The sequence below is a fragment of the Bradyrhizobium sp. BRP19 genome (genome assembly GCF_020194195.1).
GTDB lineage: Bacteria > Pseudomonadota > Alphaproteobacteria > Rhizobiales > Xanthobacteraceae > Bradyrhizobium > Bradyrhizobium yuanmingense.
The window spans coordinates 126564-141490 of the sequence record NZ_JADYVZ010000001.1; the positions used below are offsets into that span (position 1 = coordinate 126564).

General features: G+C 65.3%; 16 protein-coding genes. 4 read left to right on the forward strand and 12 right to left on the reverse strand.

Features of this window, described 5'->3' with window-relative positions; all coding sequences use genetic code 11:
* Nucleotides 1-18: 18 nt before the first annotated feature.
* Entirely contained in the window at nt 19-570 is a 552-nt protein-coding gene (locus I6F36_RS00625; protein WP_036028219.1) for a CAP domain-containing protein, read from the forward strand.
* 12 nt (nt 571-582) lie between these two features.
* Here I6F36_RS00625 and I6F36_RS00630 read toward each other — a convergent pair whose 3' ends face one another.
* The gene (locus tag I6F36_RS00630) at nt 583-1056 is read right to left on the reverse strand and encodes a VOC family protein (RefSeq protein WP_225170877.1); all 474 of its coding nucleotides are present in this window, start codon (nt 1054-1056) and stop codon (nt 583-585) included.
* Nucleotides 1057-1204: 148 nt separating this feature from the next.
* Between I6F36_RS00630 and I6F36_RS00635 the strand changes: the two genes are divergently transcribed.
* Nucleotides 1205-2383, forward strand: coding sequence for an aminotransferase class V-fold PLP-dependent enzyme (locus I6F36_RS00635; protein ID WP_036028214.1), 1179 nt, complete (start codon nt 1205-1207; stop codon nt 2381-2383).
* Between the two features lie 7 nt (nt 2384-2390).
* On the opposite strand, the gene I6F36_RS00640 is transcribed toward I6F36_RS00635, so the two are convergent.
* From I6F36_RS00640 to yajC, 6 genes are read right to left on the reverse strand one after another with little or no spacing between them, the layout of a single operon-like run.
* Nucleotides 2391-3632, reverse strand: a complete 1242-nt coding sequence (locus I6F36_RS00640; RefSeq protein WP_225170878.1) for a threonine ammonia-lyase — start codon at nt 3630-3632, stop codon at nt 2391-2393.
* Nucleotides 3633-3677: 45 nt separating this feature from the next.
* A complete protein-coding gene (locus I6F36_RS00645; RefSeq protein WP_225170879.1) occupies nt 3678-4535 on the reverse strand; it encodes a phytoene/squalene synthase family protein in 858 nt (285 codons plus the stop codon).
* Entirely contained in the window at nt 4532-4915 is a 384-nt protein-coding gene (locus tag I6F36_RS00650) for an Mth938-like domain-containing protein (RefSeq protein ID WP_028179505.1), read from the reverse strand. The genes I6F36_RS00645 and I6F36_RS00650 overlap by 4 nt, the downstream gene beginning before the upstream one ends.
* Nucleotides 4916-4975: 60 nt before the next feature.
* The gene (gene secF / locus I6F36_RS00655) at nt 4976-5995 is read right to left on the reverse strand and encodes a protein translocase subunit SecF (RefSeq protein ID WP_036012746.1); all 1020 of its coding nucleotides are present in this window, start codon (nt 5993-5995) and stop codon (nt 4976-4978) included.
* A gap of 10 nt (nt 5996-6005) precedes the next feature.
* The gene (gene secD, locus I6F36_RS00660; RefSeq protein WP_036012748.1) at nt 6006-7610 is read right to left on the reverse strand and encodes a protein translocase subunit SecD; all 1605 of its coding nucleotides are present in this window, start codon (nt 7608-7610) and stop codon (nt 6006-6008) included.
* A gap of 47 nt (nt 7611-7657) precedes the next feature.
* Nucleotides 7658-8026: a preprotein translocase subunit YajC gene (gene yajC, locus I6F36_RS00665; RefSeq protein ID WP_036012751.1), complete on the reverse strand. Its 369-nt coding sequence runs from the start codon at nt 8024-8026 to the stop codon at nt 7658-7660.
* Nucleotides 8027-8208: 182 nt separating this feature from the next.
* Here yajC and I6F36_RS00670 point away from each other — a divergent pair, with 182 nt between their 5' ends.
* Nucleotides 8209-9189: an ATP-binding protein gene (locus tag I6F36_RS00670; RefSeq protein ID WP_225125280.1), complete on the forward strand. Its 981-nt coding sequence runs from the start codon at nt 8209-8211 to the stop codon at nt 9187-9189.
* 176 nt (nt 9190-9365) lie between these two features.
* Here the strand turns inward: I6F36_RS00670 and I6F36_RS00675 are convergent, their stop codons facing one another.
* A complete protein-coding gene (locus tag I6F36_RS00675; RefSeq protein ID WP_225125279.1) occupies nt 9366-10748 on the reverse strand; it encodes a LysM peptidoglycan-binding domain-containing M23 family metallopeptidase in 1383 nt (460 codons plus the stop codon).
* 109 nt (nt 10749-10857) lie between these two features.
* Entirely contained in the window at nt 10858-11508 is a 651-nt protein-coding gene (locus I6F36_RS00680) for a protein-L-isoaspartate(D-aspartate) O-methyltransferase (RefSeq protein WP_085969151.1), read from the reverse strand.
* Nucleotides 11509-11737: 229 nt separating this feature from the next.
* On the opposite strand from I6F36_RS00680, the gene I6F36_RS00685 reads away from it, so the two are divergent.
* On the forward strand, nt 11738-12109 hold the full coding sequence (locus I6F36_RS00685; protein ID WP_036044248.1) for a response regulator: 372 nt from the start codon (nt 11738-11740) through the stop codon (nt 12107-12109).
* Nucleotides 12110-12112: 3 nt separating this feature from the next.
* Here I6F36_RS00685 and surE read toward each other — a convergent pair whose 3' ends face one another.
* The 3 genes from surE to serS form a co-directional block, all read right to left on the reverse strand.
* Complete coding sequence (surE, locus tag I6F36_RS00690) at nt 12113-12880, reverse strand: 5'/3'-nucleotidase SurE (RefSeq protein WP_036012754.1); 768 nt, start codon at nt 12878-12880, stop codon at nt 12113-12115.
* Nucleotides 12881-12988: 108 nt separating this feature from the next.
* Nucleotides 12989-13351, reverse strand: coding sequence for a hypothetical protein (locus tag I6F36_RS00695; RefSeq protein ID WP_057029282.1), 363 nt, complete (start codon nt 13349-13351; stop codon nt 12989-12991).
* Between the two features lie 119 nt (nt 13352-13470).
* Nucleotides 13471-14802: a serine--tRNA ligase gene (gene serS, locus I6F36_RS00700; protein ID WP_057029283.1), complete on the reverse strand. Its 1332-nt coding sequence runs from the start codon at nt 14800-14802 to the stop codon at nt 13471-13473.
* Between the last annotated feature and the right edge of the window lie 125 nt (nt 14803-14927).

Here is a 14927-nt window from a genome sequence, read left to right on the forward strand (position 1 = left end):
GGCGCTCGGGGGACGATGATGCATCGTATGGTTGGCGGAACGATCGCCGGCCTTGTGCTGCTGGCAGGGGCGCCTGCGCTGGCCGACTCACCGGCGGAGCTGATCTCCAGCTTCCGTCTCAAGCATGGTGAGGCCCGCGTCGTGCGCGACGCCACCCTCGATCGCATCGCCATGGATCAGGCCCGCGCGATGGCGGCGAAGGACGACCTCAGCCACGACACACTCGGCCCATTCAATCGCCGCGTCGCACCGGCCGGCGCGGGCCGCGCCGCAGAGAACATCGCCTACGGCTACGACAGTTTCGACAAGACGCTGGGCCAGTGGATCGACTCCTCCGGGCACCGCAAGAACCTGTTGCTGCACAATGCCTCCCGCGTCGGCATTGCCAGCGCCAAGAATGCGAGTGGCAAGCGCACCTATTGGGCCATGGTCATCGCCGGCGACTACGAGAAGGGCAAAGGCAAGAAAAAGGACAAGGAGCCCGTCGTCGCGGTGAAGCGCGAGGTACCGCCCGCGAGCAAGCCGAAGTCCGGCAATTGTCACGTCAAGCTGCTCGGCCTCTGCATCTGAGGCGCGACCGTCTCAGCCGCGGCGCGCGGCTTCGATCGCGGCGACGTTGATCTTCGTCATCCCCATCATCGCATCGAAGGCGCGCTTGGCCTCCGTGCCACCGGCGGCCAGCGCCTCGGTCAGCACCCGCGGCGTGATCTGCCAGGAGACTCCCCATCTGTCCTTGCACCAGCCGCACGCACTCTCCTGCCCGCCATTGCCGACGATGGCGTTCCAGTAGCAATCGGTCTCCGCCTGATCGTCGGTGGCGATCTGGAACGAGAAGGCCTCGTTGTGCTTGAAGACGGGTCCGCCATTGAGACCGAGACAGGCAACGCCGGCTACCGTGAACTCGACGGTCAGGACATCGCCTGCCTTGCCGGACGGATAGTCGCTGGGCGCGCGATGGACCGCACTCACCGCGCTGTCGGGAAACGTCTCGGCATAGAAGCGGGCCGCGGCTTCAGCATCCTTGTCGTACCAGAGGCAGATCGTGTTCTTTGCCATTGGGTATTCCCTGTGATTCCGTGCCAGATTGCGCTTCCGATCAGCATAGGCATCCCGATCTGCATGCTCCAGCTGGAACAGTCGTTTGCCCGAGCTTGCTCGCGCGCGTCATTGTGTCTACGAGGAACCTGAAGATGGAGGCTCTGACGTGATCGACATCAACCAGATACGTGCCGACACGCCTGCTGCCTCCCGGCTCGCGTATCTCCACAATGCCGGTGCGGCTCTCATGCCCGCGCCCGTCGTCGCGGCGATGAAGGGACATATCGATCTCGAGAGCGAGATCGGCGGCTATGCCGCAGCCGATCGCGCGTCAGATCGGCTCGAAGCCGTTTACGGCTCAGTGGCCCGGCTCCTGAACGCATCGCCGGATGAAATCGCCCTGGTGGAGAACGCGACGGTTGCCTGGCAGATGGCGTTCTATTCGCTTTCATTTCGAGAGGGCGACCGGATCCTGACGGCCGAAGCGGAGTACGCCGCCAACTATGTTGCGTTTCTTCAGGCCGCCAAACGCACAGGCGCGGTCATCGATGTGGTGCCGAGCGATGCGACGGGCGAGTTCGACGTCGGCGCACTCGAACGTATGATCGACGAACGCGTGAAGCTGATCGCCATCACCTGGGTTCCGACCAATGGCGGGCTGACCAATCCCGCAGCGGCCATCGGCAGAATTGCGCGAGCACACGGCATCCCCTATCTGCTCGATGCCTGCCAGGCGGTCGGCCAGATGGAGGTCGACGTCGAGGCCATCGGCTGCGACATGCTGTCGGCCACGGGACGCAAATTCCTGCGGGGACCGCGTGGTACCGGCTTTCTCTATGTGCGCGGGGCGCTCCTGCAGCAGCTCGAGCCACCGATGATCGACCATTTTGCAGCGCCCTGGGTCTCGCGCGATGAATACCGGCTCCGCGACGATGCCCGCCGCTTCGAGACATGGGAGAATAATTACGCCGCCCGGCTTGGGCTCGGCGCTGCCGTCGATTATGCGCTCGACATCGGCATGGATGCCATCGAGGAGCGCTGCCGGCTGCTCGCGGGCCGCCTTCGCAGCGGCCTCGCTTCCATTCGCGGCATCACTATTCACGACCTTGGCCGCAAGCCTGGCGCCATCGTCAGCTTCACTTTGGATGGATATGAAGCGGAGGCCATTGTCAGCAGCGCCGCGGCGGCGGGCATCACAATCGGCGCTTCAGACCCGTCGAGTACCCGCATCGATGCCGAGAACCGCGAGCTGCCGCCGCTCGTCCGAGCTTCCCCCCACTACTACAACACCCAAGCCGAGATCGACCGGCTGATCGACCACGTCGCGGATTTGGCGTCACGTTAGCGCGTGCTCAGGTGCAGCGCGCGCTCAGTCCGGATGCGCTGAGCCTGGCCATCACCTCGTTGAGATGGGCGGCATCGCGGGTCTCGATGACAAGCTGCAGCAGCGTCGCCTTGGCCGGCAGGTCGGAGAAGGTCCGCTGGTGCGAGACCTCGATGATATTCGCACCCGCTTCGGCCAGCAGTGCCGCTACCGCGGCGAGCTGCCCCGGCCTGTCGGGGATATCGAGCGACAATTGCGTCAGCCGCCCCTCGCGCGCGAGCTCGCGGGTGAGCACGGAGGCGATCAGCCGCGTGTCGATATTGCCTCCGCTCAGCACGAGGCCGACCTTCTCGCCGGCAAAGCGGGACGGATCGGACATCAGCGCGGCGAGGCCGGCGGCGCCGGCGCCCTCGACGACGGTCTTCTCGATCGAGATCAGGGTCGCGACTGCACGCTCGAGCTCGGCTTCGTTGACGAGCGCAATATCGTCGACGAGGCGCCGAATGATTTCGGTGGTGATCTTGCCCGGTGATTTCACCGCGATGCCCTCGGCGAGCGTATCGCCGCGCGCCGGCAGATTGCCGTCGTGAATGGCGTTGTACATCGAGGGATAGAGCCAGGCCTCGACGCCCAGTATCCTGAGCGACGGCTTGATCGACTTCGCGGCAATGGCAATCCCGCTGATCAAACCGCCGCCGCCGATCGGGACGACCAGCGTGTCGAGCTCCGGGACCGCCTTCAGCATTTCCAGCCCGATCGTGCCCTGCCCGGCGATGACGAGCGGATCGTCGTAAGGATGGACGAAGACCATGCCGTGCGCTTCACCGTGGCTACGCGCAAAGGCGGCCGCCTCCTCCAGCGTCGCGCCCGTGACCACCACCTCGGCGCCGTGATGCCGGGTGTTCTCGATCTTCACCATGGGCGTGCCGATCGGCATCACGATGGTGGCGGGAATGCCGAGCCGCTTGGCGTGGTAGGCAACGCCTTGCGCGTGGTTGCCCGCGGACATCGCGATCACGCCCCGCGCGCGCTCTTCCGGCATCAGCGCGGCGAGCCGGTTGAGCGCGCCGCGCTCCTTGAACGAGGAGGTGAACTGCAGGTTGTCGAATTTGAGCCAGATGTCGCAGCCGCAGATGCTGCTCAGCGTCCGGCTATGGCTACAAGGCGTCTCGACGACGGCGCCTTGTATGGTCTTGGCTGCGGCGTGAATGTCTTCCGGTGCGACCGGAAGGCCGCTGAGATCGAACGAGCTTTGGGACATGTCAGCCATAGGACAGCATAGAGCATTTGGGCGGGCCAGGCGATAAGCCGGCGTCTATTTGGTAAATTCGCGCGATCGCGAGGCGCGCCACAGCGTCCAGAGCGTGCGCAACCGCGAGGTCGGCTGCAACCTAAACGGATTGCGTCCCGGGCGCGACAGGCGCTCGAGATCGGCCTGCGCCTGGCGCAGCGGCAGAAACGCCGGCCGCAACGGCGGCGCCAGCTGCGCCAGCAGCGATGAAGCCGCAGTCATATGCTGCCGGGCTTCACCCGCGAGCTGCTCAAGCACCGCATGGAGATTGGGTGTCTGCTTGCCGGCGAAGACATCCTCCATGCTGCAATCGTGCTTCTCCAGCACCTGCTGCGGCACGAACAATTGCCGGTGCGCGGCATCGCGCGGCAGATTGGCTATGACCTGCACGATACCCTGCGCCAGCCCGGCATGGCGGGCGACATGCTCGGCCGCCTCCGAAGGCGGTCCCAACACCTGCGCTGCCAGGGCGAACAGCGCCGATGAGGTCGCCGCGAGGTAACCTTCCAGTGCGGCCATCGTCGGCATCGGGTCGTTGTAGAGATCGAACTGATGCTCCTCGGCAAGCAGCGACAGCGACTCGACCGGCAGGTCGAAATCGCGAATCGCGCGAAGCAGCTCGGCCGCCACCGGATTGCCTTCGGCGCTGCCATGGACGTGGCCCGACAGCATGTCGGTCCACCATTGCAGGCGGATCTCGCCGGGCAAGGGCTGGCTCACCTGGTCGCGGATGCGAACGATCTCGACGTTGAAGGCATAGATCGCCAGTAACGCGCGGCGCTCGGCGGCCGGCGCGAACAGGGTCGCGGCGTAGCGGGGAAAGTCGTGGCTGCGCACGAGATCGGCGCAGAACGCGGCGGAGTCGGATGGCCGGTTGCTCATGGCACGGCGATCAGCGCGGCGGCAACCCGCCGCCGTTCGCCGATCATGATGTTGTAGGTGCGCACGGCCGGGCCGGTCTGCATCGTGTCCAGTACAACCCTCACCGCCTTGAGCGCCTGACGCAGCTCCGGCGGCGGCAGCCACAGCCCCGTTCCAGTGCCGACCAGGAGCGTGTCGATGCTGTTGGCCGCCGTGAACACCCGATCCAGCGAGTAGCGGTCGATCTTCGCGGGGTCGGTCACGTCCCAAGCCCAGATCGCGTCGGGCAGACAGAGCAGCGAGCCCCGATGCGACATGCCGGCAAAGGCGAAGCCGCCCTTGCCATAGGCATCGATCGGCGCCGAGCGCGGAAAATGCGGAGCGTTGGGATCGCCGGCCATGAGCTTCGTCCGAATGGGCTTACTGCCCTCGCAAACGCCTGCAAGGGCATGAGGTTCGGATCATGCCTTGCTTTTCTTCGCCGGCGTCGCCGTATCGGGCGCGTCTTCGCGGTGCTCGCCGACGCCGAGATAGATCAGGATCGGTGCTGCAATGAAGATCGAGGTGTAGGTGCCGACCAGCACCACGCCGAACATCATCACCGCGGTGAAGCTGTGGATGGCATGGCCGCCGAACAAGAGCAGCGCGAGCAGCGCGAGCGTCACCGTGACGTGGGTGATGATCGAGCGCGACAGCGTCGAGTTGATGGATTCATTGAGCAGCTGGGGCATCGGCATCTTCTTGTAGCGACGCAGCATTTCCCGGATGCGATCGTAGATGACGACGGTATCGTTGAGCGAATAGCCGAGAATGGTCAGCAACGCCGCGATGCTGGTCAGGTCGAAATCGACCTGGCTGATCGACATGAAGCCGATCGTCAGCACGATGTCGTGCACGTTGGCGATCATGGCGCCCAGCGCGAACTGCCATTCGAACCGGAACCAGAGATAAATCAGGATCCCAACGATCGCGAGCATCAGGCCGAGCATGCCGTAGGCCAGGAGCTCGCCCGCGACGCGCGGACCCAGCACCTCGGTGCGCTGAATGTCGACACTGTCGCCAAGCGCGCCACGAAGCTTCTGCAGGGCTGCCTGCTGGGCCGCGTCGCCACCCGGCTGCTCCGCAACGCGGATCAGGACGTTCTCCGGACCGCCGAACTGCTGCAGCTGGACCTCGCCGAGGCCCAGGCCGTCGAGCGAGGTACGCATTGCCGCGATGTCGGCGGTGCCGGACTTCGCCTTCACCTCCAGCAGCGTGCCGCCCTTGAAGTCGATACCGAGGTTCAGACCATGGGTGAAGAACAGCACGATCGCGACGATCGACAGCGCCGCCGAGATCGGAAAGCTGATGCGACGGAAGCGCGTGAAGTCGAAATGCGTATCGTCGGGGACGATGCGCAGCGACGGCAGCAGGCCGAGGGCCGAGACCACGGTGAGGATGGCAATAAGGACGCCGAGCCCGATGAGAACGGTGTGAGTCACGATCAGGCTCCTAGATCGGCACGCTCTGCGGCCGCTTCCACCGCACCCACCAGGCGACGATCAGCCGGGTCAGGGTGAAGGCGGTGAACACCGTGGTGATGATGCCGATGCCGAGCGTCACGGCAAAGCCGCGCACCGGACCGGTGCCGATGTAGAACAGCACCGCGGCAGCAATGAAGGTGGTGATGTTGGAATCGAGGATGGTGGCGAGCGCCCGCTTGAATCCGGCGTCGATCGCCGAGATCGCATTGCGGCCGCCGCGCAATTCCTCGCGGATGCGTTCGTAGATCAGCACGTTGGAGTCGACCGCGATGCCGACGGTGAGCACGATGCCGGCGATGCCGGGCAGCGTCAGCGTGGCGTTGAGCAGCGACAATAAGCCGAAGATCATGGCGACGTTGATGGCCACCGCGATGTTGGCGAACACGCCGAACAGCCGGTAGGTCAGCAGCATGAAGATGATGACGAGGATCGAGCCGACATAGGCCGCGAGCTGGCCCTTCTCGATCGAGTCCTGACCGAGTCCTGGACCCACGGTGCGCTCCTCGACCACCGTGAGCGGTGCCGGCAATGCGCCGGCGCGCAGGAGAATCGCGAGATCGTTGGCCGATTGCACCGTGAAATTGCCGGAGATCTGGCCCTGGCCGCCGGTGATGGGCTCTCGGATGACGGGCGCCGAGATCACCTTGTTGTCCAGCACGATCGCGAACGGCAGTCCCACGTTCTCCTGCGTGGCCTGCGAGAATTTGCGCGCGCCCGAGGTGTTGAACTTGAAGCTGACGACCGGCTCACCCGTGCGCTGGTCGAAGGTCGCCTGCGCATCGGTCAGGTCGCCGCCGGCGACCAGCACCTGCTTCTTGACCACATAGGGCGTCGGCGGAGGCGAGGCGCTCATCAGCAGTTCGGATTCCGGCGGCACCCTGCCCGCTTGCGCCTGATCCGGCGGCACGGAGGTGTCGACCATGCGGAATTCCATCTTCGCGGTCCTGCCCAGCAGTTCCTTCAGGCGGGTCGGGTCCTGAAGACCGGGGACCTGCACCAGGATGCGGTCGTTGCCCTGGCGCTGGATGACGGGCTCGACGGTGCCGAGCTCGTTGACGCGGCGTTCGACGATCTGGATCGACTGCTCGATGGTCTTGCGCAGGCGATCGAGCACCGCAGCCTGCGGGACGCTCAGGCGGATCACCCCGCCGCCGGCATCAGTCACCTCGAGGTCGCGCTGACCGCTGGATCCCATCAGGCCGCCCAGCGGCTGGGACAGCTCGCGCAGCTTGGCAAGCGCCGGCTGCGCATCGGTCTCCTTGGTGATGCGAACCTCGACGGCATCGTTGCGCACGGTGACGCCGCCGGTGAATCCGATCTTGGCGTCGCGCAGGGTCCGGCGAACGTCGTCGCGGACCTGGTCGAGCCGCTCCTTCTTCACATAGGCAGCGTCGACCTCGAGCAGCAGATAGGAGCCGCCCTGGAGGTCGAGGCCGAGCACGATGCGGCGCTGCGCCCAGGCGGGCCAGCTCTTGACTTGCGCCTCGGGGAAGAAGTTGGGGACCGCGCAGAGGCACACGATCAGCGCCGTCAGGATAATCCCCAGCGCCTTCCACCGCGTGAAATACAACATCGACTGGACCTGTCAGATCAGGAGACTTGAGACTCGCGGTGAAGCTCTCACTTCGCCGCGGTGTCGTCCTTGGCGCTCTCTTTTGCGCTTTCCTTGGCCGGCTCGCCCTTGGCGCGCACGCCCGAGATCATCTGGCGCATCTGCCGCACGCGCACGCCGTCGGAAATCTCGAACTCGATCTGGTCGTCGTCGACCACCTTGGTGACCTTGCCGACGAGACCTCCTGAGGTCACGATGGTGTCGCCGCGGCGGATATTCTTCACGAGCTCGGCGTGGTCGCGGACCTTCTTCTGCTGCGGGCGCAGAATCAGGAAGTACATGATCACGAAGATCAGGGCGAACGGCAGCAGCGACATCAACATGCTGTTGGTGTCGCCAGCGGCCGCGGCCTGGGCATACGCAGGGGTAATCAGCATTCGGACGATCCTCGCGAGAACGGGGGAAAGCCGGTCAGGCCCTCAAAGGCGACCGGTTCGGTCAAATTCGCGCGGACTATAGCGGCCATTGCCCCAATTGCAACGCTGCCAGACTGCCCTTTTGGGCCACCTTGCGGCGGCCCGTCAGGCCCGATAAGGCTGCGTTCTCAGGAACTTCGGACATGCCCAAAAACCATAGCAAAAGCCCGGCCGGCAAAGGCCCCCGCACCCCTGCCAACAAGCCCACCCGCCTCGCGGCAAAACGCCCCACGGCGGCGGTCACCAAGGCAGGCCCGGACCTCCCGCAGGAGCGCATCGTCCGCGCCCTGGAGACCATTGCGGCGCACCTCTCCGCGCAGGGCAAGCCGGCGACCGAGGCCGAGTCGTTCAAGCGGGCGGACGCCTATGTCTGGCATCCCGACGGACGCCTCTCGGCGGTGCCGCGCGTGAGCCGCGTCGAGCTGTTCCTGCTCAAGGGCGTCGACCGGATGCGCGACATCCTGATGGAGAACACCGAGCGCTTCGCCAACGGCCTGCCCGCCAACAACGCCCTGCTCTGGGGCGCACGCGGCATGGGCAAGTCGTCACTGGTGAAGGCGGCGCATGCCAGCATCAACGCGGAGCGCAAACCGGCCGACAAGCTCAAGCTGATCGAGATCCACCGTGAGGACATCGAGAGCCTGCCGGCCCTGATGGAGCAGCTGCGGGCCTCCTCCTTCCGTTTCATCGTGTTCTGCGACGACCTCTCCTTCGACGGCAATGATGCCTCCTACAAGTCGCTCAAGGCGGTCCTCGAAGGCGGCATCGAGGGCCGGCCCGAGAACGTCATCCTCTACGCCACCTCCAACCGGCGCCATCTGCTGGCGCGCGAGATGATCGAGAACGAGCGCTCGACCGCGATCAATCCGGGCGAAGCGGTGGAGGAGAAGGTCTCGCTCTCGGATCGCTTCGGCCTCTGGCTCGGCTTCCACCGCTGCAGCCAGGACGAATATCTCGCCATGGTGCGCGGCTATTGCAGCCATTTCGGGATCAGGGTCGACGACGAGACGCTCGAGCGCGAGGCGCTGGAATGGTCGACGACGCGCGGCTCGCGCTCGGGCCGCGTCGCCTGGCAGTTCGTGCAGGAGCTGGCGGGACGGCTGGGTGTGAAGCTGACGGCGTAGTAGCGCGAGCTGTTACCCCGAATTCAACTGTCATCGCCCGCCTTGTGCGCACTTGCGCACTGGAGCGGGCGATGCAGTATTCCAGAGACGTTTGTTGTCAATCGAGAGGCCGCGGCGTACTGGGTCACCCGGTCGAGCCGGGCGACGACACGGTTCGTGCGGAGGCTACGTAAGTCTCACGCCCCGTTGAGGAATTGAAGCGGGTCAACCGGGCTCGATCCCTTGCGGATCTCGAAGTGGAGCTGCGGCGACGCCACCTCCCCGGATTGACCCGACTTGGCAATGACCTGGCCGCGCTTGATGGTATCGCCGCGCTTCACCAACAGCTCACTCGCATGGGCATATGCGGTGACGTAGCCGTTGGAGTGCCGAACCAGAACCAGATTGCCGTAACCCTTCAGCTCGTTGCCGGAATAGGCGACGACGCCATCTTCGGCCGCCTTGACCGGCGTCCCCTCGGGCACCGCCAGATTGATGCCGTCATTGGACTTGCCATTGGTCTTGGCACCGTAGCTCGTGACCACCTTGCCGCGGACGGGCCAGCGGAAGGTCGGCAGCGCGCCGGTGGCCTCCGCAGCCTTCGCCGGCGTCTCGGCAGCCTTCTCTTCCACATTGCTCGTGGCCTGGGCGAGCCGCGCGCTCTGCACGGGCGCGGCGGCAGTGGCCATCTTGGTCGCGGGTGCCGGAGCTGCCGCAACAGGCTGGAGCGTTCCGGCCACCGGTGCAGCCGCGACCGGAGCCGCAGCAACCGGCGCCGCGACGGCGGCGGTCTTGGCGCCGGGCACGGTCAGCTTGGTGCCGAGCTTCAGCTTTGCCGACGGATCGATGCCGTTGGCACGGGCGAGCTCTGCCGCCGAGATGCGGTTCTTGCGCGCGATGCTGGCGAGCGTGTCGCCACGGTTGACGAAGTGCGTGCTCGGCGGTGCCGCGACGGCAGCAACCGGCTTCGCCGCAGGCGCTGCCGCGACCGGAGCCATCGCGGGCGCCGGTGCAGCTGCGGTGGCAGGAGACGGAATGATCAACTGCTGGCCGGGCGAGAGCGCCCGCGGACCCTTGTAGCCGTTAGCGGCAAGGATCGCCTGCGGCGTGACGCGATAGCGCTTGGCGAGCACGTCGAGCGTGTCGCTGGTCCCGACGATGATCTTGGTTCCGCCGGCCGGCTGGGCGGCCGCGACCGACCGCGGCGGGACGGTCGCCGTGGTTTCCAGGTGCGGTTGTGCCGGGGGCGCATATGAGCTGACGCCGCGTCCGCCGCCGGACACCCCGCCCCCGGAGGCAACGGGATAGGACTGCGGGGCAGATACCGCGGGCGGAGGCAAAGCCTGCGACTGGTAGTAACCGGGCTGCGTCTGCGGCCGCGCATATTGCGGCAACTCACGCTGCGGCGGCGGCTGCTGCACCGAACCGGTCTGCTCGGAGGCGAAAGGATTGGAGAAGTTGGTCTGGGACAGCCGCGACGACATGTCGGCGCTGCACCCTGCAAAGCTGAAGGAGATCAGCGCCAGCACCGCGACCTGCGGCACGCGGCGCGAGTAAAGCAACTCGGCGACAGCGGACATGGTTACTCACTCGTACGCAACAGAACTGGTGTTTTAAGTAAACACGCGGCGAGTAAATAACGGCTTAACCCTCACAATAAGATGTTGGCGGCACTGCCGATCCGGGATTCTACAGCTCCCGCGCCACCCCGGGCAGTGCCGGCACGAAGCGGACCTCGACGAGTTCCTTGCGCTCGATTCCGGTTTCGCTGCGGGCCAGGCGGGTCAGCGTCTGCACGCCCTGATGCGGGCCGACCGGGGCAATCAGGATGCCCCCGACCTCAAGCCGCTCGACCAGGTTCTCCGGTATCTGCTCCATCGCCGCGGTGACGATGATGCGATCGAACGGGCCGATGTTGGGAGGCAGATTGAGACCGTCACCGAGCATCACCTCGACATTGTGACAATCGAGCTTCTCAAGCCGGGCGCGTGCCGTGTCGGCGAGCTTGCGATAGCGCTCGACGGTCAGGACCTGGCCGGCGAGCCGCGACAGCACGGCGGCCTGGTAGCCGGAGCCGGTGCCGATTTCGAGCACCCGGTGCTGCTTCTGGAGCTGGAGCTGCTCGGTCATGTAGGCGACGACGAAGGGCTGGCTGATGGTCTGCCCGCAGGCGATCGGCAGCGCGCTGTCACGATAGGCGCCCTCGCGATCGGCCTCGTCGACGAAAAGCTCGCGCGGCACCTCTTCCATGGTCCGCAGCACGGCCTGATCGCTGATGCCCCGACGCCTCAGCGTGAGCTGAAACATCATCTTTTCCGGCGGGTGCTGGTGGGACGTCATTGCTGCTATCGCTCGTCTCGTCTGGCGGATCGCCGTACTGCACCGCAAGAACCCGAGACGAGAATCTTGTTCCGGCTCAGGAACTCATGATATCCTTTCGGCACAGCATTTGACCACAACAAGGCCTTCAAAGCGCTAAGCCATTTGCGAGGTTTGCGTTCGTCGAAACGCGCATTGCGTCGCCTATCGTTATCTGCGAACGTTTACGAGAATGGGCAAGGACTCAACCATGACTGCGACAGGGCTTTCGGGCCGCTCTGTTTTCCTCGTCGAGGACGAGGTCATGATCAGAATGATGGTCGCAGACATGTTGGAGGAGCTTGGCTACAAGGTTGCCGCCGAAGCGGGCGACATCAATGAGGCCATGCGGCTTGCGCAATCCACCGAGTTCGATCTCGCCATTCTCGATGTCAACGTCAACGGCAAGGTCATCTCGCCGGTCGCCGATGTCATCATGGCCAAGGGCTGCCCGTTCATCTTCGCCACCGGTTACGGCTCCTCCGGCCTGCCCGAGCAATATCGCGACCGGCCGGCGCTCCAGAAGCCGTTTCAGCTCGACGCGCTCGGCAAGACCATCGAGGCCGCGCTTCGCGGCAGCTAACCTTTATTTCAGGGTGAGGCCAAGCTGCTCCGAAAACGCCTCGTCGGTGCGGTCGAGCCTGAGCGGGGTGACCGAGACGTAGCGCTCGCGCAGCGCCGCGAGATCGGTGCCGTCGGCGGGCGTGTCGAGCATCGCGGTCCGCTCGAAGCCGATCCAGAAATAAGGATTACCGCGGCCGTCCCGGCGCTCGTCGATCCTGAGGAAGCCGAGATTGCGCTTGCCTTGCCGCGTGACGCGGATGCCAAGCACATCCTCCGGCGCGCAGGATGGGAAGTTGATGTTGATGACGGTGTCCTTCGGAACGCCGGCGGCGATCACCTTGCGCAGGATATCGGGCCCGAATTTGCGGGCCGTGTCCCACGGCGGCCGTTCGCGGGTCTCGACGCTGAACTCCTGCGACAATGCGAATGACGGCAACCCCAGGATGGTGCCCTCCAATGCGCCGGCAATGGTGCCGGAATAGACCACGTCCTCGGCGACGTTGCGGCCCTTATTGACGCCGGACAGCACGAGATCGGGCAGCTTGGCTCCCAGGATATGGCGCGCTCCCATGATGACGCAGTCGGTCGGCGTGCCGCGCACGGCAAAGTGCCGTGGGCCGACCTCGCGCAGACGCAAGGGATCGTTCAGCGACAGCGAGTGCGACACGCCGGACTGGTCGAGCTCGGGCGCCACCACCCAGACATCATCGGTCAAAGCGCGCGCAATCTCCTCCACGACCTTGAGGCCGGGAGCGTGGATGCCGTCGTCATTGGTGCAGAGAATGCGCATGCGGAAGGTTCGATTCCTGAAAGCGGGTCTGAGCCGTCTTATCCGGCCAGCGCCGATCAGGCAAACCGGACGATTGCGGTCCGGCGGCTGGTTCCCTGGCTGGTCCCGCTAGCGGCGAACGCGCCATTGCGGCAGGAAGCGCGCAAGCCGGCCTTCTGCACGCAGTTGCATCGCCGGCACGACCGGGTTCACGACGGAAGCCTCGATGACGCCGAGCGCCTTCAGCTGCGCGAGGAACGGATCGGAGGTCGGCTCCTGCGGAAAGCGTTCGCGTGCCACGCTCAACGCCTTGTCGAAATCCGCGGCATTGACCCCGGGCTTGGCCCGCCGGCTCTGCACGAGATCGTCGTCCCAGAGCCGCGCGATCCCGATGTCGAGAACGCCGCGGAGGCGCTGGTCGATGGCCTGGATCCCGGCCCCGGTCACCGCCCATTGTCTTCCGACCCAGAAGATGTCGCGGTGCAAGGCCATGAAGGGAGGGTTCGCGTGGACGGGCCGGCAGGATAGCCGGCCGCCCGATCTTCGCAACGCGATTCTCGTCATGCCGCGTTTTCGGACGCGAACCGGTGCCCACTTCGCGGGAAAACGCTTTAGTCGCGCGCGATCACCTTCAGCCCGCCCATATAGGGCTGGAGCACGTCCGGGACCGCGATCGAGCCGTCCTCCTGCTGATAGGTTTCCATCACGGCGATCAGCGCGCGGCCGACTGCGGTGCCGGAGCCGTTCAGCGTGTGCACGAAGCGCGGCTTGCCGTCGGGCCCGCGCGAGCGCGCATCCATGCGCCGTGCCTGGAAGTCGCCGCAGACCGAGCAGCTCGAGATCTCGCGGAACGCCCCGCCCTCGCCCTGCCCGGGCATCCAGACCTCGATGTCATAGGTTTTTTGCGCCGAGAAGCCCATATCTCCTGCGCAGAGCGTCATCACACGGTAATGCAGGTCGAGCTTCTGCAGCACCTGTTCGGCGCAGGACAGCATCCGCTCCAGCTCGTCCTTGCTCACTTCCGGCGTCGTGATCGAGACCAGTTCGACCTTGGTGAACTGGTGCTGGCGGATCATGCCGCGAGTGTCGCGCCCCGCCGCACCCGCCTCGGCGCGGAAGCATGGCGTCAGCGCGGTCAGCCGCATCGGCAATTGCTTCTCATCGAGGATGGATTCGCGGGCGAGATTGGTGAGCGACACTTCGGCGGTGGGGATCAGACCGAGGCGCTCGGTCTTCAGCCGCTCATGGTCCGGCGAGGCGAGCAGCTCGCCCTTGATCGCCCAGAACTGATCGTCCTCGAATTTCGGCAATTGTCCGGTGCCGAACATCACCTCGTTGCGCACCAGGAGCGGCGGATTGATCTCGGTGTAGCCATGCTCGGTGGTGTGCAGATCGAGCATGAACTGGCCGATGGCACGCTCGAGCCGCGCCAGCCCCTTCTTCAGCACGACGAAACGCGCGCCGGAGAGTTTTGCCGCCGCTTCGAAATCCATGTAGCCGAGCGCGGTGCCGAGATCGTCATGCAGCTTCGGCGCAAAGCCATAGTTGCGCTTGTTGCCGAACACGTGATGCTGCACGTTGCCGTGCTCGTCGAGACCGTCGGGCACGTCCTCGAACGGAATGTTCGGGATCGCGGCCAGCGCTTTGGTCAGCTCATCGTCAGCGGCTTTTGCCGCCGCTTCGAGCTCGGGCATCGTGGTCTTGAGCTCGGCGACCTCGGCCATCAGCTTGGCCGCACGCGGCTCGTCCTTGGCCTTCTTGGCATCGCCGATTTCCTTCGAAGCTGCATTGCGCCGCGCCTGCGCCTGCTCGGAGGCGAGGATCGCCGCACGCCGCTTCTCGTCGATCGCGAGCAGCGAGGCCGACATCGGCTTCAAACCGCGCCGTGCGAGGCCGGCGTCGAAGGCTTGCGGATTGTCGCGGATCGCTTTGATGTCGTGCATGGCTGTGGTCCTGGATCAGCGCGTAAATAGTCAACGTTTATGCCGACAACTTACGTTGGCGCGCTTTCCCCTAGCATTCCGTCATCGCCCGTGAAAGCGGGCGATCCAGTATTCCAGAGACGTCA

Coding starts and splice junctions, on each gene's coding strand:
- I6F36_RS00625 (WP_036028219.1), top strand. CDS start 19: ATGCATCGTATGGTTGGCGGAACGATCGCCGGCCTTGTGCTGCTGGCA.
- I6F36_RS00630 (WP_225170877.1), bottom strand. CDS start 1,056: ATGGCAAAGAACACGATCTGCCTCTGGTACGACAAGGATGCTGAAGCC.
- I6F36_RS00640 (WP_225170878.1), bottom strand. CDS start 3,632: ATGGCTGACATGTCCCAAAGCTCGTTCGATCTCAGCGGCCTTCCGGTC.
- I6F36_RS00645 (WP_225170879.1), bottom strand. CDS start 4,535: ATGAGCAACCGGCCATCCGACTCCGCCGCGTTCTGCGCCGATCTCGTG.
- I6F36_RS00650 (WP_028179505.1), bottom strand. CDS start 4,915: ATGGCCGGCGATCCCAACGCTCCGCATTTTCCGCGCTCGGCGCCGATC.
- secD (WP_036012748.1), bottom strand. CDS start 7,610: ATGTTGTATTTCACGCGGTGGAAGGCGCTGGGGATTATCCTGACGGCG.
- yajC (WP_036012751.1), bottom strand. CDS start 8,026: ATGCTGATTACCCCTGCGTATGCCCAGGCCGCGGCCGCTGGCGACACC.
- I6F36_RS00670 (WP_225125280.1), top strand. CDS start 8,209: ATGCCCAAAAACCATAGCAAAAGCCCGGCCGGCAAAGGCCCCCGCACC.
- I6F36_RS00675 (WP_225125279.1), bottom strand. CDS start 10,748: ATGTCCGCTGTCGCCGAGTTGCTTTACTCGCGCCGCGTGCCGCAGGTC.
- I6F36_RS00680 (WP_085969151.1), bottom strand. CDS start 11,508: ATGACGTCCCACCAGCACCCGCCGGAAAAGATGATGTTTCAGCTCACG.
- I6F36_RS00685 (WP_036044248.1), top strand. CDS start 11,738: ATGACTGCGACAGGGCTTTCGGGCCGCTCTGTTTTCCTCGTCGAGGAC.
- surE (WP_036012754.1), bottom strand. CDS start 12,880: ATGCGCATTCTCTGCACCAATGACGACGGCATCCACGCTCCCGGCCTC.
- I6F36_RS00695 (WP_057029282.1), bottom strand. CDS start 13,351: ATGGCCTTGCACCGCGACATCTTCTGGGTCGGAAGACAATGGGCGGTG.
- serS (WP_057029283.1), bottom strand. CDS start 14,802: ATGCACGACATCAAAGCGATCCGCGACAATCCGCAAGCCTTCGACGCC.